This is a genomic window from Enterococcus sp. S53, assembly GCF_016516865.1.
GTDB classification, from domain to species: domain Bacteria; phylum Bacillota; class Bacilli; order Lactobacillales; family Enterococcaceae; genus Enterococcus_D; species Enterococcus_D innesii.
This window is the reverse complement of sequence record NZ_JACVUH010000021.1, coordinates 26,881-43,050: the sequence shown is the minus strand read 5'-3', so window position 1 is coordinate 43,050 and position 16,170 is coordinate 26,881. Positions and strand designations below refer to the sequence as shown.

The following is a 16,170-nucleotide window of genomic DNA, read 5'->3' as shown; positions in this document are numbered from 1 at the left end:
GTGCTCCTTATATTTTGGAGAGCGTAACTAGTTAACTTATGTCACGCCCCCGTACATATGATCAACGAAGATAATCTTCTTGCTTGCTGTTAAAATGCATCTACTGTAAAATTTTTAAGACGACATTAAATCGTCAATGAAGAGTATCAGGTGGGGGAAGCTTGGGGAAGTGTGCCTGCTACTCTTCTTATTTATTTTATCATCATTTTTATGTAATAGATATTATTGTTCAGAAAACCGTCATAAATTGGTTGAGTTTTATTAATAAAAGATGTATCTTATACTCATACCCAAAGTGTTTATTTTTCGTTTACACTTTCGAGATCTACTTTAGAATACCTAGAGTGGATTTTTTTTATTGAAAAAAAATTATCAATCGAATATTATATTATTGGTGCTAATGCACTAAAATAGAGTACTAGGCAGAAATTGGGGAATTTCGAGACTTGGCCTAGTACTCTTCTATTTATTCTATATAAAAATATAGAATATCCTGTTATGAGAGCTACTTAATTGAAATGCTATCATAAATACTATACCATCTAAGTATGATCTCTCTGTAACATATGGAGCAATGGAAAAAGCGGCTTGGGGAAGTCTTCTTTTGACCATTGCTCTTTTTTGATTGTAGCACTAAAAAATTCAAATAGATATAAATAAAGCTTGAGAATTTTGGGTTAAAAAAGCAAATGACTTGAGTTTTTTTGATTGAGATTCTAGAATGAATTATAGCCTAATCCGAGGCTATCATCTCTAATTCTTTCTGTGTAGCCACTCTTTATGCTGGGTGGCTCTTTTTTGAGCAAAAGGGTTGAATAAATTTTAGATTGCTCATATAATTAATTTTCCATATAAAAAAACTTTTTATCTAATTGTGCCACTCCTCCCCGGGAGTGGTTGTTTTTTTGTAAAAAAATAGCACAGCATATTCTCATATGCCGTGCAAGTGGAACTATGTTCCGTCATCATAATAATCATATAGTAATTTACTGAATAGGCAAAGTAAAACGCTTAGCGAACATTCATTGCTTCAAATTCAATCATAATCTTGGTCTTGCCAATCACAGAGTACTTCCTAACAACAAATTGTTTCCTAATATTAAACTCACCAGCAACCACAATTTGCATTCCCTCATCCACATCGGCTAAGAAGTTCAAACTGTGTGCAGCAATCAAACAATTCTCATTATCCAAAGAGAACCGCACCAAAGGGGTCTTGGTCAACTTCAACACTCGTATTTTCGATACATAGCCTTTCATCATTTTCATAACAATCGCCTCCGTAGGCTTGTACATAATAGCGACAATCCGTTTTACCTAAAGTGACAGCGACGTAAAACTCGACACATTTTGAGCCGTACAAAGCTTCCTGAGATTCAGAAATCGAGTTCGGGATTTCATTTATAAAATCAGAAAGAGATAGGTAGCCTTGCTCATATTGAGTAATAAGATTCATATCAATTGCCACCGGGTTTATACTTTGTGTTAGGGGCGTATTTTCGAAGAATCTTATCTTGAGTCCTAACGTGATCAAATAGGTAGTTTTCTCCGTCCTTCTTAAAAACAAAAGCTAGCACCTCAGAATATTTTGAATAGCTTGAAGGAACGGTAAAAAATGGTTTTCCAGTGTTATCCATGGTCCTAACAAATTGATCGTATAGTAGGTGAGCTGGGCCCATCCGTTCAATAAACTCATAATAATATCTTTCTAGTGCGTAGGTTCTTTGATGCGCTAATGGTATTTGCATATCAATCACTCCTTACCGAAATTATACGAACGAACGTTCCCGTTGTAAAGCGAACATTAGATTAAGATATACGATTTACGAAAAGCGAGGAAAAGCACATCGATGCGAAGGTAAAATTTGACCACCATTTGACTACCAAATGACTACCAAACAAGAAAAACTACGAAAAACATTGGGGAACTAAAAATACAAAAAAAGCGCTCAAAACCTCTTTAAAACAAGGTTTTGAACACTTAGGAAAAACTACGAAAATCTAATCGATTTAAGCTTATGGAGATGGCGGGAGTCGAACCCGCGTCCAAACATATTGCTACCTAAAAATCTACGCTCATAGTCAACTCATTTGAAGGTTCGCTTTACAGCTTGCCGAGTGACAGGCAGTCTGTATCGCTAGTCTGATGAGCTCTTTTTTATCTTACAGACGGAAAGATAAAACGTATCCCACTTAGAATAGGACCCTTACTCGAGCACATGGGCGATGCCGAGAGGATCTACGCTAACTGTTTTTAGGCAGCTAAAGCGTAAGAGTTTTCGTTTTTAGCAGTTATATTTAACTGTAACGTTTTAACGTAGACGTAACCTACGAAGCGCAATTCAGGCTCAACTATGCCTGTCGAATCCGTAACATCCCCTCGATAAAAGGGGTATCGCTACCATTCACTAGTATACCATATTTTTGTTCATGTGCAAAGGATCAGATCAAGTCAAAGTGTTTCAGGGCGTGCACGATTCCGCCTTCGGTATTTTTCAAGGTAACGAAATCTGCCAGCTCTTTCAACTCTTGAATCCCATTTCCCATGGCAATTTTGTGGTCACAGGCTTCTAAAAGGGCGAAATCGTTGCTACCGTCTCCGAACCCGAAGGTAGGTACATCTTCTAGACCTAACAATTCTACCAAGGTTTTCACGCCAGTTCCTTTAGAGGTGCCGGATTTTACGACATCGATCGAAAAAGGCGTATTACGATAGAAAGTTAATTCGGGAAAACGCTCATGATAATAAGCATCGTTGCCGACACCTAAAACCAACAACATATTGGTCCGGTCCGTTTCATAATGTAGAGGATCGATTTCTGGGAGAGGGCTACGAACGTAGTTGTATGCACCGACCATTTCCTCGGTGTGACCAGTTGCCCAATAGCCTTTCTCATTGTAATAACACAGTTCATCACCATTGTCTTTGACGGCTTGGTACATTCGTGCGCAAAGCTCAGGTTCTAAAGTATCAGAAAAAACTTCTTTGCCGTCAATGCGAATAAAAGCCCCGTTCATGACGATGTTTGAGGTGATCCCGGCTGCTTCACGAATGGCGGTAACTTCAGGTTCGGTTCTTCCCGTTGCAATGATCGGCAGTACTTCGTTTTTTCGCAACATCGCCATCGCTTCAGCAATTTCCGAAGTGATTTGCGAGTGCTCATCTAAAAGCGTACCATCAAGATCAAAAAAAGTTAATGCTTTATAGGTCATGTATCTTACTCCTAAGGTTTATAGTCATAGTCCACTCACAATCTTATCAAAGATTGAAAAAAAGGCAAACCTTTATGAATAATCGGTGAAGTTGTTGGTAGAAGAAAGAAATTCGAGTATACTATAGGAAGAATGGAGTGAAACGATGATTTTTTTAGTAATTGGCAGCATTTTTTTCTTGATTGGTCTCACTTTTTTTCTTTTTCCATCAAAAAAAATGAACCTTATTTATGGCTACCGTTCCTATCTGGCAAAACAAAATGAACGAAATTGGCGACAGGCCCAAAAACTATCTGCCCGATTCTTTCTGCTTTTCGGCGGAATCATGGCGCTCATTGGGTTTGTCTTGAAATGGCAAGAATGGACCAACTTTTTTCTAATTGAAATGATCGCGATCCCTTGGTTCATCGTGCCGATCTTTGGCCTGATCGAAGAGAATCTGCAACGATTTGATAAAGAACATAGAGGTGAAGAAAATGAATATATTAATGATTGAAGACAACGAATCTGTTTCTGAAATGATGCAAATGTTTTTCTTGAATGAAGGATGGGAAGCAGTGTTTATGTACGATGGCAAAGAAGGACTTGAGGCCTTTGCTGCTGAACCAGAAAAATGGGATATGATCACCCTTGATCTGAATCTTCCTTCCATGGACGGCATGATGGTGGCGCGCGAAATTCGTAAAATCTCTAGTACAGTCCCTATTATTATGTTGACGGCCCGTGACTCAGAAAGCGATCAAGTCATTGGATTAGAGATGGGGGCGGACGACTATGTGACGAAACCCTTTAGTCCATTGACCTTGATTGCACGGATCAAGGCATTACACCGCCGCAGTGAATTGGTTGAAAAAACAACACCTGAAGCTTCCGATGCCACCTTTGATATCGTCACCGATCATTTCAAAATGAACACAAAAACAAGGGAAGCCTATTTAAATGGTCAACCCATCGATGGGTTGACGCCGAAAGAATTTGATTTGCTTTATACGTTAGCGAAAAAACCGCGACAAGTATTTTCGAGAGAACAGCTGTTAGAACTGGTTTGGGATTACCAATACTTTGGCGATGAACGGACCGTCGATGCACATATCAAAAAACTAAGACAAAAAATTGAAAAAGTGGGGCCACAGATCATTCAAACCGTCTGGGGCGTTGGGTACAAATTTGATGATGCGGGTGCTGCTTAATGCGCTACCTGTATCAACAGCTGATTGCATTTTTTGTGGTGATCTTCGTGATCTTGATGACGATTGGTATTGCGTTTACTCAAATGACACGCCAAACGTTACAAGAACGGAATTATGAGCAGTTAATGGGGTATGCTTCGTCGGTCGCGACGATTTCGCAAATCAGTGACTCAGAATATTTACAGCAAAATATGACCCGGGATGGCTATCTACAGTATTCCTTGCGTTTGGCTGAGAATATTTTGAGCAACCAAGATATCTCCTTTGCTTTCTTTAAAAGTCCTGATGATATTATTTATCCACTAGATACCGCTCATGCTGTTGATTTTCCGATCTCTGAAAAAGACTGGCAATCCTTAGAAAATGGGGCGCGTCTACAACTGACCTCCGCCACAAATTTATACGGGGAAAAAGAACTGACTTCCTATGTGTTGATACCTTTTTCTGTCAATCGCACGGATTTTTACGGGGTAATGGTGGTTTCGCAATCGGCAAGCAGTATTTTGAATCTTGTCAGTGCCTTTAATCAAAACTTGTTTAAAGTTTGTTTGATCTCGATCGTTGTCTCATTATTGATCAGTTACCTTTTTGCTACGTTCCAAGTAAGGCGGATCAATCGCATGAAACGGGCAACCAAAGAAATTACTAATGGCAATTTTGATATTTTCTTGCCGGTGCATAATCGGGATGAATTTGATGAATTAGCCGAAGATTTTAATTTAATGACGAAATCCTTAAAAGAATCCCAAGAAGAGATTGAACGGCAAGAAGAACGTCGTCGGCAATTTATGGCCGATGCTTCTCATGAGATGCGTACCCCATTGACGACCATCAATGGCTTATTGGAAGGCTTAGAGTACAACGCAATTCCTGAGAATCAAAAAGACAATGCGATCCGCTTGATGAAAAATGAAACCAATCGCTTGATTCGGTTAGTCAACGAAAACCTTGACTACGAAAAAATCAGAACCAATCAAATCTCGATGGTTATCAAAAAATTTGATGCGACGCAAACCATCAATAATCTGTTGACGCAACTGGAGAGCAAGGCAGAAATCGCCAAAGATGTGTTGGTTTTAGAAACAACAGAGCCAATTGATGTTTACGCGGATTATGATCGGTTTGTCCAAATCATGGTCAATATTTTACAAAATGCGATCCAGTTTACGGAAGATGGAGAAATTCGGGTTCGAATCGAAAAAGGCTACTTGGAAACGATCATCGAAATCAGTGATACGGGAATTGGCATGTCTGAGGAACAAGTCAAGAATATTTGGGATCGTTACTACAAAGTTGATCCTTCCCGCAAAAACCGTCAATTTGGTGAATCTGGTCTGGGACTATCGATCGTTGAACAGCTCGTACGTCTGCACAAAGGAAAGATCAGTGTAGAAAGTGAACTTGGCAAAGGCACGACCTTTAAAATCTCTTTTCCAGATATCGACTTAAATGAAGAATAAGGAATCGACCGGCAGCAATTTGCTTAGCCGGTCGATTTTTTTGCGTTTCATTGGCAGCACCTCAAACAAAAAGACTTGCTTTTGCAAGCAAGCCTTTTTGTTTGAGGGCTATGTAAACTATAGATAAGTGGTATAGGGCGTATGGGCAAAGCATTCGTCTTCATGGATCAAATAGATGGCAACAGCAAATTGTTCGGCGATTTCTTGGCACAAAGGCAGCAGGATTTGGACCTCTTCTGTTGTTAACGTGCTCAAGACATTTTCGATTAAAAGGGTTTCTCTTTCTGAAAGTAACGCTAAGAGCAGTTGAATTTTGATTTCCTCAAAGGGGGTTAACTCTGTCCGCTCTTTTTTTAAAGCGGATAAGGGAAGCTGAACATAAGGCAGTACACTCTCTAAATCGTCCCCTTTTTTATTTGCAAGAGATACATTGTCCATCACGGATAAAAAGGGAACGAAGGGCCATTGAGCACGAATCAAGATTGCTTTTTTTTGTGAAAGCAGCAAACTTAATTCAGAAGTTTTTGTTTCATTGTCTTTCGAAACATAATAGAAACCAATTGATTTCGTTAGCTGAGTTGGTTTTTCCATTGTTTTTTCCTCCAATACAGACTATGTCCACTGGCAATCAAACCAGTAAAACCGGTCACAGCGGCAAGTAAGACGACAAGTGTGTGGCGTGTGCTTTCAAATAAAATAGCAAGCCAAGTGGTGCTGTTCAAATCGACATTTTGGACCAGAATTTGACTATTTTGCGGAATCGTAATGGCGAATTCTTGTCCAGGAAGACTTTGGACAGCCTCCCAAAAGTTATCAGAAGCACGCTCTCGATCAAGGGCAACGATATGCCCACTAAGTAATTCCCGCTGGAAATAAGGCTGGAAGAGTAGCAATAACACAAAGGCGATCACAGCGGCTGCTAAGAGCGGTAAGAGCATTTCTATGATCTGCATTGCTACCCATTGTCTGGTGGTAGCGCCACTTGCTAACCAAGCAGTGTATTCCGAGCGTTTATATAGTTGGTAGTAAACTTGAAAGCCGATAAAGACCAGCGTAAAGGCGCTGAAAATCAAATAGAACAGTTGATGATAGATCGTCGTAACCGGTTGGATCTCTTCGGCTACTTTCGTTTGCAGATCTTCTGTCGCTAAGAGATCTCTTGTCTGAGCGATCACTTGATCCATCGAGTAGATCAAGGCAAACGTCACGATCAAGCCAATTACGGCAAAGAAGGATACAAGCGTATAAAGCACCATGGCTTTTTTATGATAAAAAATGCTAGCAATCGCAAAATGTATAGTTTTCATCTAATTCACCTCATCCTAGTACATAGTATAAAAGGGGAGTTTGAATAAAGTATGAAGTTCTTGTAGTAAAATATCGAAGCTAAAAAAGTGGCGAGAAAGTTCGACGTTTTCCTAACAAATAGCGCAAAAAAATCCAGCAAGGCAGGCGCCTTACTGGATTGATCATTGGTTGTTCTTACTTTACTCGCCGCTATCTTGTTCCATCATCTGCTGGTATTCTTGGAAGGTTTTTGTTTGGTACAGATCGACGGTCGATTGATTCCCGTTTTGAGAAAAGACACTGGTTGAATCACTGCCTAGATTCTTTTCGATATCCATCATTTGCTGAAGGGCATCTTTGTAATTATAGGTCGAAGGATCAACTTCTTCTAGACCGCTCTTCGCGTAGAAACGTAAGAGATCACCATTGTTGATCTGATCAGAAACCGAAAGCTGTTTGTCGACTTTGGCTTTCCATTCATCGACTTTGGCTTGCAATTCATCGGATGGATCGTTGATCGGCATGCCGGTACGATTGTCATACAATGTACTGCTATAGTAAGTGTAGTCTGGTGTCACAAAGTCGCCATCACGGAAGGCAACCAGTTGTTCATTTTGATCAGAGAATAAATCTTGTCCCAGTTGAATATAGTTCGATGTATCCACACCCAGTAAGTGCAATAGGGTTGGCAATGCATCAACTTGACCGCCATACGTATGATTGATGCCGCCATTTGATTGTCCTGGAATATGAATCATATAAGGGACACGTTGTAACGACGCATTGTCAAAGTTTGTCCACGTAGAACTTGTTTTTCCAAGCAATTCTGCTAAGTTACGGTTACGAGAATTGGAAATTCCGTAATGGTCACCATATAAAACGATGACTGAGTTTTCGTACAAGCCACTTTCTTTCAAGTAATTGAAGAACTCTTCCACGGCTCTATCCAAATAATTGGCGGTTGCGAAATAGCCATTGATCGTTTGATCAGATGTGTTCGCTAGCGGGAAGCCGCCTTCTTCATTGGTAAATTCAGAATAAGGGTAGTGGTTAGAAACCGCAATGAATTTTGAATAGAACGGTTGTTGCAGACGTTCTAAGTATTGTACCGATTGTTCAAAGAACGGTTTGTCATGCAACCCGTATTGGAATGAATTTTCATCATTGACATCATAATAAGAAGCGTCAAAGAAATAATCATAGCCAAACCGTTTGTAAGTTTCATTTCGGTTCCAGAAGGTACCAGTATTTCCGTGGAAAACGGCACTGGTATAGCCTTGCGTTTGACCTAAAATATCTGGTGCTGCTTCAAAGGTGTTTTTCCCACCCAGTTGAGTGAATAACGCTCCTTGATTCAATCCAAACAGGGAATTTTCGAATAATGTTTCGGCATCACTGGTCTTCCCAGCTTTTACTTGGTGGAAGAAATTATCAAAACTAAAGGTACTATCGCTATGGTATAAACTATTGATAAACGGCATGACTTCATGTTCCACTCCATCTTCATCTTTCAATTTATAATCGATCAAGAATTGCTGAACACTTTCTAAGTGAATATAAATGACATTCTTGCCTTTTGCGATACCAAACAGATCATCATTTGGTTCTGCGTAATGCTCTTTAACATAGCTCTCTACTTCGTTCATGTCGTTGGGACTCGCTTCGGCACGTACTTGCGAAGCTTGATAAGTTTGTACGCCATCATAAACTGTAAAGGCATTGATCCCAAGATATTTGACTAAATAGTCACGAGAAAACGTTCGAGTAAGCAATTCAGGACGATCCGCTTCTGCTAAGAAAAGATTGGCAGAAAAGACCATAACAGCTAAGGTTGAGATCGCAAAAGCCATCCGTGCCCGCACAGGACGAGTGTCCATTTTGATTTTCTTCATTGAAAAGGCTGCAATCAGCACGATAAAGTCAATGAAATACAACACATCGTAGGGACGGAACAAGCGAATCGCGCTTTCTCCTAGACCACTTGCCACTTTTCCAACACCAAGCATCGTGTTGATGGTGATAAAGTCAGTGAATTCTCGATAGTATGAAACATTGGAGAACAAAAGCAAGGTCATCAAGAAATAAATCACAAGCATCGTGATATAAGCTGCTTTGGTTCTTCTTACGTACAATGCGATCGACAGCAGTAATAAGGTCGTTGCGATCGGATTGATGAATAAGATGAAGTACTGAATGCTGCTTTCAATCCCTAGGTGGAAGTCCACCATATAGGCAAAGATATTTTTTAGCCAAAATAATAGGGCTAATAGGAAAAAAAAGCCCATTCTTGTATTCACAAAGGTGGATACTTTATTTTTTTTCAAAGGAATCGTCCTCTCTTTTTCCAGTATAACCGGTACATTACGATTTTACATCACAGTACATTTTACTAGGCTGGGAAAGACGTGTCAAATGAATTCCTTGTCATGACGCGGAATTAAGTATTTCTTTACTTTCAAGGATACAGACAATACAGTCGCTTTTTGCTATACTAAAAAGGAGAATGAATGGAGCAGATGAACATGAAAATAAAACTAACGAAGCAAGGATCAGCGAAGCTTCGCAAAAAGAATCCGTTGATCCAACGAGAAGACCTTCAACAAGCAATCGAGACAAAGGAGTGGGTCACCTTTACTGATCAGGCCAACCAATTTTTAGGTATCGGCTATCTAGGTGAACAAAACAAAGGGATCGGATGGGTCGTATCCTTTGAAGAAACAGTGATCGACCAAGCATTCTTTGCGCAACGCTTTGCAAAAGCAAAAGGCAAGCGTAGTGCGTATTATCAAGATGAACTGACAGATGCGTTTCGTCTTTTTAATGGCGAGGGGGATCAATTGGGGGGACTTACCGTAGATTTGTATGGCGAGTATGTCGTTTTTTCTTGGTACAATGCCACCCTTTATCAACATAAAAAAGCGATCGTGGCGGCTTTTCGTCAAATCTTTCCCGAAATCAAAGGGGCTTATGAAAAAATCCGCTTTGCGTCTGAACTGCCTGAATCAGCATGGGTCTATGGGGAAACGGCGCCTGAACCCTTACTGGTGAAAGAAAATGGCGTCACGTATGCGACGTATTTGAACGAAGGACTAATGACGGGCATCTTTTTGGATCAAAAAGAAGTTCGTGGCCAACTCGTCGATGGTTTGGCAGCTGGCAAGTCTGTTTTAAATATGTTCAGTTATACGGGGGCGTTTTCTGTCGCTGCTGCTGTCGGTGGGGCTACTCAGACCACGAGTGTTGATTTGGCAAAACGCAGTTTGGAAAAGACCCGCGAACAATTTTCAGTTAATGGCATTGATCCAGATACCCAGCGTATCCATGTCATGGATGTCTTCAATTACTTCAATTATGCCCGCAAAAAAGACTTGCGCTTTGATGTGATCGTCTTAGATCCGCCGAGTTTTGCCCGCAACAAGAAAAAAGTCTTCTCGGTTGCAAAAAACTATGGCGATTTAGTCACAGATAGCTTGGAGATTTTAGCGCCAGATGGTTTATTGATCGCCTCAACGAATGCGGCCAATCTGTCCTCGAAGAAGTTTCAAGAAATGATCGAAGCGTCATTAGAGAAAGCACATGTTCCTTATGAATGTATTCAAAGTTATCGTCTACCAGCTGATTTTGCGGTTGATAAGCACTTTCCAGAAGGTAATTATCTGAAAGTATTCTTTTATCAAATGAAAAAGGAGTGAAGGAGATGAGCCGATCAAAACCAGTAACGTTAGATGGGAAAACACCCCTGATTTGTGTCCCATTGATTGGAAAAACCAATGAGGAAATTTTAAAACAAGCCCTTGCTGCTGAGGAATCAGAAGCACAGATCATTGAATGGCGCGTTGACCATTACAAACATGCAGACGATCAACAAGCGGTCTTAGATGCATTGTCTCATATTCGCACGACTTTAAAATCAAAAGAGCTACTTTTTACTTTTCGAACCATAGAAGAAGGGGGCGAGCGGCCGTTCACGTTGACCCAATACAAAGAATTGTGTTTAGCTGCTGCTGATTCAGGCTTGATCGATTGGATCGATATCGAATTAGAGAAAGCTGAATTTTTAGGTCGCGGCTTTATTCAAGAAATCAAAAAGGCACAGGTAAAGCTGATACTGAGCAATCATGATTTTGAGAAAACGCCAGAAGATGCTGTGTTGATTTTAAAAATCGGCGTAATGAATCAATTTGGTGCCGATGTTGGCAAGTTAGCGATGATGCCCAAGCAAGTCCAAGACGTTTTACGTTTAATGGGGATCATTACTAAAGCTCGTGGCTTCAACCAACTGCCGTTGGCGATCATGTCGATGGGGGAGCTGGGGAAAATCAGCCGTGTTAGTGGGGCATTGACTGGTTCGGTCTTTACTTTTGCTTCGTTGCAAGGGGCATCAGCACCTGGACAAATACCGATCGAACGAATGACCAACTACTTACAAGAATTTTCACTCAATGAGTAAGACCAGCCAAGGCCTTCTCTTAGAAGAAACCAAAACAAAAGAGGGATAAAATGGCGAAGAAGAAACAAAAAACCAATGCGATCCGTCAAGTAGAACAACAGAAAATCGCCTATAACGAATACACCTATGAGTGGTCGGAAGATCATCTCGATGCGCAATCCGTCGCTGCGCAACTAGCACGCCCGCAAGCTATCTACAAAACGCTGGTGGCAGTGGGGAACAAAACAGGACCGCTGGTGGCTGTGATTCCTGGAAATAGAGAAGTGGATCTGAAAAAGTTAGCCAAAGTCAGTGGAAACAAAAAAGTAGAGATGCTGCATCTGAGAGATTTAGAAGAGACGACTGGCTATATTCGCGGCGGCTGTTCGCCGATCGGGATGAAAAAGCTCTTTCCTACTTATATTGATCGTGGGGCGCAGACACTGGAAGAAATCGTGGTTTCTGCAGGAAAGCGCGGGTTGCAGATGGGGCTTGCCCCACAAGCGTTGCAACAATTGACAAGGGCGGTCTTTGCCGATTTGTTGGCACCTGAACACGAATAAAAAGTCCCCGTGAACCATCTAGAGATGACGCTCACGGGGATTTTTTTGTGCTGTTTTATTCCATGACCTCAATATCGAAAACCTCGATATTTTCTAAACCACCATAAAAGTCAAACCACGGAGTGGCATATTGTTTTAGAATGGCGTTTAATTCTTCAACATTTTCTTTTCCTTGGGTGTCCAGCCATTCCAATAATGCTTTGGCCCCTTGTTTCCCATAAATTTCGACACTATCGCGCCAAGTTGCTCGACCACCTAAGATTCCTGAGAATTTGGCACCATGTTGACCAGCAAAGGTCAATTCATCGCGAAAGACATTCGCTGGAACTCCCGCACTCAAATAGATGAATGGTCGCGTCGCGGCGTCACTGGCTTCTTTGAAGTAATCGGCGGCTTCTTCTTGCGTATAAACGGCCTCTAAGCCTTCTTTTTGGAAGCCTTCAACTAAGTCGAACTGAACCGGTACTTCGACTTTCAAAATATCGATATGGTAGTGATCTTTCGTCAATTCCTGAATGGTTCGGATGACCTTGCTCGGTTTGATCTTGGCAAAAGCAGGTGATTTGTCATCTATGATCTCATCATCATAGAAGATTGGTTCCACAAATAACGGAATATCGGCCGCCTGCGCCTCCGTACCTAAACGCTCCAAAAACGCATGTTTGGTATCTAAAATCTCTTGCGGTTCATCTGGATTATAATAAACCAAGACTTTCGCAGCATCTGCCCCTTTTTTCACCAGGCGCTGCAACGATTCATTGGGTAAAATCTCAGGCAAACGACCCGGCGTGTTGACATCATAGCCTGTTTTTTCATAGGAAAGGATCAAGCCAGCATTGGGATTCTTTGCTTCGATCCCTAAGAAGCCATATTCCTCATCTAACAAAATACTGCTGACATATTTGGTCAATTCTTGGGAAACCAACTGCTTGAACTCATAAATGTGTTCCATCGTAAAGTCATCCGGTCCAGTTGCTGCCTTCATCATTTTTTTCATGGAACCACGTTGGTCGATCGCTAGTGCAGCAATCACACCATCCTCATTTGAAAGTTTTTGCATTCGTTCAAATTTACCTCTTGAAATTCGTTTCATTAAAAAAACCTCCCTCGATCTTGCTATCTTTAGTCTACGCCTACTTTGAGAAAAACCCAACTAATAAGCAAAAAGAGGGGGAGACCCAGGTGTTGACAGCAACGGGCAAGGATATTGCTGCCAACACCTGGGTCATCGATCAATAACTGAAATAACTCGCTGTTTCTGCTGCATTTTTTCCGGAGACATGTCCAGTACAAAACGCTGCTGTAATGTTGAAACCACCTGTATACCCATTGATATCCAGCAATTCACCGGCAAAATACAAGCCATTGATTTTCTTGCTCTCCATGGTTTTTGGATTGATTTCTTTCAGATGGACCCCGCCGCCCGTCACGAAGGATTTTTCTAATGGGAACGTGCGGACAATGGTGATTGAAAAGCCTTTGATCAAGGAAGCGAGCGCCGCCAACTGTTCTGGTGAGGCTTTTTCAGCAACCAGCTCATGCAGGTCTAGCTGCTGCAAAAAGAAGGTCATCAAGCGCTCAGGCAAAAAGCCAGCTAAAGCATTCGGCAATTGTTTTTTCGAAGCCGCAGACTGAATCAATTCTTGGGTCAAGGCTTCATGAGATTTTGCTGGCAGACAATCCAGAGCAACCGTTACGGGTTGTTGCTTTTTCAATTCTTGATTTACGAAGGAGGAACAGCGCAAAGCAGCTGGACCAGATAATCCAAAGTGGGTAAACAAAAGATCCATCGTATGGGCGACAATAGGCTTTCCTTTTTGATCCAAGACACTCAACGTGATGTCTTGCAAGGAAATGCCTTGCAACGTCCGCTCTTGAATAAAGGATTCTTCTGAAACAAGCGGCGATTCGGTTGGATAAAGCGGCGTAATGGTATGGCCGACTTTTTTTGCCATCTTATAGCCGTCCCCCGTTGCGCCCGTGGAAGGATAGGTGCGGCCTCCTGTCGTCAGAATCACACTAGGGGCAGAGAACTCATCGGTTTCGGTTCGCACACCGCGAATTTGACTGCCGTCATGGATCAACTTGGTTACGACCGTGTTCGTCAACAGGGTGACGTGATGATCGTTGATTGCTTGAAATAACGCTTCGACGATCGTTTTTGATTTGTTCGTCACAGGGAACATCCTTCCGTGGTCTTCTTCTTTTAAGACGACCCCCAAGTCAGCGAAAAACGCCATTACATCATAGTTATTGAATTGGGAAAACGTGCTATACAAAAATTTGCCGTTTCCCGGAATATGAGCAACTAAATCATCTACCGGCCGATTATTGGTTACATTGCAGCGTCCGCCGCCAGTCATCAATAATTTCTTGCCGATTTTTTTGTTTTTTTCGATTATTAAGACCCTAGCACCTTGTTTGGCAGCAGTGATCGCAGCCATCATGCCGCTCGTACCTGCACCCACAACAATGACATCATAGGTTTTTTCCATTCTTTTCACCTCTTTGGGATTGTAACACATCGGCTACGACTGCTGAAAGGATTGGTCGATTTTTTTCGAATGATAAAAAATTCTGACAATTCTAAAAAAAAGCGTGCAATTTCAGAAAATTTCTTTAAAATAGAAAATATCTTAAAGGAGGTAATGCACTATGACCAAAGCTTCAGCTTACGTGAAAGAAATTCAAGCGAAGATTCACGAGAAAGACCAACACCAACCGGAATTTCTTCAAGCAATTGACGAATTTTTGCCTACGATCGTTCCCTTTTTAGAGGAGCATCCAGAATATATTGAATCAAATATCCTTGCACTCTTAACTGAACCAGAACGTTTTATCCAATTCAGAGTCCCATGGCAAGACGATCAAGGCAACTGGCAAGTAAACCGTGGCTATCGGATTCAATTCAACTCGGCAATGGGGCCTTACAAAGGCGGCTTGCGTTTTCACCCAAGTGTCAACTTGAGTATCTTGAAGTTTTTGGCGTTTGAGCAAATCTTCAAAAACAGCTTGACAGGTCTGCCGATCGGCGGCGGCAAAGGCGGAAGTGATTTTGATCCAAAAGGCAAATCAGATGCCGAAGTGATGCGTTTTTGCCAAAGCTTTATGACGGAGCTGTCAAAACATATCGGACCTGACTTAGATGTTCCTGCTGGCGACATTGGTGTCGGAGGACGGGAAATCGGCTATTTATTTGGTGCCTACAAACGATTGAAACAATACGATGCCGGTATTTTAACTGGTAAGCCATTAGACTTTTGGGGCAGTAAAAACCGCACAGAAGCAACGGGTTATGGTGCTGTTTATTTCGTTAAGCATTTATTGACAGACCTAGGTGAAACCTTTGAAGGCAAAAAAGCGATCGTTTCTGGAAGCGGCAATGTTGCGATTTATGCAATTGAGAAGTTGCAAGAATTAGGTGCGATCCCTGTCACCTGTTCTGATTCCTCTGGTTTTATTTATGACAAAGACGGCATTGATCTGGCCTTATTAAAAGAAATCAAAGAAGTGAAGCGCGAACGTCTGACGGCTTATGCGAAAGAACGTCCATCAGCAGAATATCATGAAGGGGCATCTGTCTGGGATTTTGATACACCAGCGGAATTAGCCTTTCCTTGCGCGACCCAAAACGAGATTAATCTCTCACAAGCCAAACGTGCAAAAGCCAATGGTGTTCGGGTCGTTTCTGAAGGCGCGAATATGCCTAGCTCATTAGAAGCAGCAGAATATTTTATTGAAGAAGGAATTTTCTACTGTCCAGGAAAAGCAGCCAATGCTGGCGGCGTAGCCGTTTCTGCGTTAGAAATGAGTCAAAACTCCCAACGACTGCAATGGGAAAAAGCTGAAGTCGATGCCAAATTGGACGATATCATGAAGTCGATCTATGAAGCATGCCGTGATACTGCTGAAACCTTCGATCAAAAAAATAATTTTATGTTAGGTGCGAACGTCGCAGGCTTTGAAAAAGTTGCTAAAGCAATGTTTGCTCAAGGACTTGTCTAAAATCACCCAACAGGCTACCTATC

General features: G+C 41.6%; 15 protein-coding genes and 1 other RNA gene. 7 read left to right on the top strand and 9 right to left on the bottom strand.

The window, feature by feature from the left end; all coding sequences use genetic code 11:
• Window positions 1-1,011: 1,011 nt before the first annotated feature.
• The 4 genes from IAE45_RS17075 to IAE45_RS17060 all read right to left on the bottom strand — a co-directional run bounded on the left by IAE45_RS17075 (window position 1,012) and on the right by IAE45_RS17060 (window position 3,213).
• Window positions 1,012-1,269: a hypothetical protein gene (locus IAE45_RS17075; RefSeq protein WP_200127414.1), complete on the bottom strand. Its 258-nt coding sequence runs from the start codon at window positions 1,267-1,269 to the stop codon at window positions 1,012-1,014.
• A 188-nt stretch (window positions 1,270-1,457) separates the two neighbouring features.
• On the bottom strand, window positions 1,458-1,748 hold the full coding sequence (locus tag IAE45_RS17070) for a DUF5960 family protein (RefSeq protein ID WP_200127416.1): 291 nt from the start codon (window positions 1,746-1,748) through the stop codon (window positions 1,458-1,460).
• A gap of 268 nt (window positions 1,749-2,016) precedes the next feature.
• Window positions 2,017-2,380: a transfer-messenger RNA gene (ssrA, locus tag IAE45_RS17065) on the bottom strand.
• A gap of 62 nt (window positions 2,381-2,442) precedes the next feature.
• On the bottom strand, window positions 2,443-3,213 hold the full coding sequence (locus tag IAE45_RS17060; RefSeq protein ID WP_081119492.1) for a Cof-type HAD-IIB family hydrolase: 771 nt from the start codon (window positions 3,211-3,213) through the stop codon (window positions 2,443-2,445).
• Window positions 3,214-3,358: 145 nt separating this feature from the next.
• Here IAE45_RS17060 and IAE45_RS17055 point away from each other — a divergent pair, with 145 nt between their 5' ends.
• Genes IAE45_RS17055 through IAE45_RS17045 form a run of 3 tightly spaced genes read left to right on the top strand, consistent with a single transcriptional unit; the run spans window position 3,359 to window position 5,863 of the window.
• Window positions 3,359-3,709 (top strand): SdpI family protein, encoded by a 351-nt coding sequence (locus IAE45_RS17055; protein WP_081119493.1) that lies wholly within the window; start codon window positions 3,359-3,361, stop codon window positions 3,707-3,709.
• Entirely contained in the window at window positions 3,690-4,403 is a 714-nt protein-coding gene (locus IAE45_RS17050) for a response regulator transcription factor (RefSeq protein WP_142425101.1), read from the top strand. Before IAE45_RS17055 ends, IAE45_RS17050 begins: the two co-directional genes overlap by 20 nt.
• On the top strand, window positions 4,403-5,863 hold the full coding sequence (locus tag IAE45_RS17045; RefSeq protein ID WP_200127418.1) for a sensor histidine kinase: 1,461 nt from the start codon (window positions 4,403-4,405) through the stop codon (window positions 5,861-5,863). The genes IAE45_RS17050 and IAE45_RS17045 overlap by 1 nt, the downstream gene beginning before the upstream one ends.
• Window positions 5,864-5,980: 117 nt before the next feature.
• Here IAE45_RS17045 and IAE45_RS17040 read toward each other — a convergent pair whose 3' ends face one another.
• From IAE45_RS17040 to IAE45_RS17030, 3 genes are all read right to left on the bottom strand, one after another.
• Window positions 5,981-6,454: a hypothetical protein gene (locus IAE45_RS17040; RefSeq protein WP_200127420.1), complete on the bottom strand. Its 474-nt coding sequence runs from the start codon at window positions 6,452-6,454 to the stop codon at window positions 5,981-5,983.
• Window positions 6,433-7,170 (bottom strand): hypothetical protein, encoded by a 738-nt coding sequence (locus IAE45_RS17035; protein WP_200127422.1) that lies wholly within the window; start codon window positions 7,168-7,170, stop codon window positions 6,433-6,435. The genes IAE45_RS17040 and IAE45_RS17035 overlap by 22 nt, the downstream gene beginning before the upstream one ends.
• Before the next feature lie 180 nt (window positions 7,171-7,350).
• A complete protein-coding gene (locus IAE45_RS17030; protein ID WP_325123435.1) occupies window positions 7,351-9,435 on the bottom strand; it encodes an LTA synthase family protein in 2,085 nt (694 codons plus the stop codon).
• A 237-nt stretch (window positions 9,436-9,672) separates the two neighbouring features.
• Between IAE45_RS17030 and IAE45_RS17025 the strand changes: the two genes are divergently transcribed.
• From IAE45_RS17025 to ybaK, 3 genes are read left to right on the top strand one after another with little or no spacing between them, the layout of a single operon-like run.
• Window positions 9,673-10,842: a class I SAM-dependent rRNA methyltransferase gene (locus IAE45_RS17025; RefSeq protein ID WP_281201985.1), complete on the top strand. Its 1,170-nt coding sequence runs from the start codon at window positions 9,673-9,675 to the stop codon at window positions 10,840-10,842.
• Between the two features lie 5 nt (window positions 10,843-10,847).
• Window positions 10,848-11,600 (top strand): type I 3-dehydroquinate dehydratase, encoded by a 753-nt coding sequence (gene aroD, locus IAE45_RS17020; RefSeq protein ID WP_081119498.1) that lies wholly within the window; start codon window positions 10,848-10,850, stop codon window positions 11,598-11,600.
• Window positions 11,601-11,650: 50 nt separating this feature from the next.
• Complete coding sequence (ybaK, locus tag IAE45_RS17015; protein ID WP_016608676.1) at window positions 11,651-12,142, top strand: Cys-tRNA(Pro) deacylase; 492 nt, start codon at window positions 11,651-11,653, stop codon at window positions 12,140-12,142.
• Window positions 12,143-12,197: 55 nt separating this feature from the next.
• Here the strand turns inward: ybaK and IAE45_RS17010 are convergent, their stop codons facing one another.
• Window positions 12,198-13,235 (bottom strand): tagatose 1,6-diphosphate aldolase, encoded by a 1,038-nt coding sequence (locus tag IAE45_RS17010; RefSeq protein ID WP_200127426.1) that lies wholly within the window; start codon window positions 13,233-13,235, stop codon window positions 12,198-12,200.
• 139 nt (window positions 13,236-13,374) lie between these two features.
• On the bottom strand, window positions 13,375-14,637 hold the full coding sequence (locus tag IAE45_RS17005; RefSeq protein ID WP_200127428.1) for an NAD(P)/FAD-dependent oxidoreductase: 1,263 nt from the start codon (window positions 14,635-14,637) through the stop codon (window positions 13,375-13,377).
• Between the two features lie 160 nt (window positions 14,638-14,797).
• Here IAE45_RS17005 and gdhA point away from each other — a divergent pair, with 160 nt between their 5' ends.
• A complete protein-coding gene (gene gdhA / locus IAE45_RS17000) occupies window positions 14,798-16,147 on the top strand; it encodes an NADP-specific glutamate dehydrogenase (RefSeq protein WP_077454207.1) in 1,350 nt (449 codons plus the stop codon).
• Window positions 16,148-16,170 lie beyond the last annotated feature (23 nt).

Excerpts from the sequence above, each read along its gene's own strand:
- IAE45_RS17070 (WP_200127416.1), bottom strand. The coding sequence starts at position 1,748 with ATGCAAATACCATTAGCGCATCAAAGAACCTACGCACTAGAAAGATAT.
- IAE45_RS17040 (WP_200127420.1), bottom strand. The coding sequence starts at position 6,454 with ATGGAAAAACCAACTCAGCTAACGAAATCAATTGGTTTCTATTATGTT.
- IAE45_RS17050 (WP_142425101.1), top strand. The coding sequence starts at position 3,690 with ATGAATATATTAATGATTGAAGACAACGAATCTGTTTCTGAAATGATG.
- aroD (WP_081119498.1), top strand. The coding sequence starts at position 10,848 with ATGAGCCGATCAAAACCAGTAACGTTAGATGGGAAAACACCCCTGATT.
- ybaK (WP_016608676.1), top strand. The coding sequence starts at position 11,651 with ATGGCGAAGAAGAAACAAAAAACCAATGCGATCCGTCAAGTAGAACAA.
- IAE45_RS17060 (WP_081119492.1), bottom strand. The coding sequence starts at position 3,213 with ATGACCTATAAAGCATTAACTTTTTTTGATCTTGATGGTACGCTTTTA.
- IAE45_RS17035 (WP_200127422.1), bottom strand. The coding sequence starts at position 7,170 with ATGAAAACTATACATTTTGCGATTGCTAGCATTTTTTATCATAAAAAA.
- IAE45_RS17075 (WP_200127414.1), bottom strand. The coding sequence starts at position 1,269 with ATGAAAATGATGAAAGGCTATGTATCGAAAATACGAGTGTTGAAGTTG.
- IAE45_RS17030 (WP_325123435.1), bottom strand. The coding sequence starts at position 9,435 with ATGGGCTTTTTTTTCCTATTAGCCCTATTATTTTGGCTAAAAAATATC.
- gdhA (WP_077454207.1), top strand. The coding sequence starts at position 14,798 with ATGACCAAAGCTTCAGCTTACGTGAAAGAAATTCAAGCGAAGATTCAC.
- IAE45_RS17045 (WP_200127418.1), top strand. The coding sequence starts at position 4,403 with ATGCGCTACCTGTATCAACAGCTGATTGCATTTTTTGTGGTGATCTTC.
- IAE45_RS17010 (WP_200127426.1), bottom strand. The coding sequence starts at position 13,235 with ATGAAACGAATTTCAAGAGGTAAATTTGAACGAATGCAAAAACTTTCA.
- IAE45_RS17005 (WP_200127428.1), bottom strand. The coding sequence starts at position 14,637 with ATGGAAAAAACCTATGATGTCATTGTTGTGGGTGCAGGTACGAGCGGC.
- IAE45_RS17055 (WP_081119493.1), top strand. The coding sequence starts at position 3,359 with ATGATTTTTTTAGTAATTGGCAGCATTTTTTTCTTGATTGGTCTCACT.
- IAE45_RS17025 (WP_281201985.1), top strand. The coding sequence starts at position 9,673 with ATGAAAATAAAACTAACGAAGCAAGGATCAGCGAAGCTTCGCAAAAAG.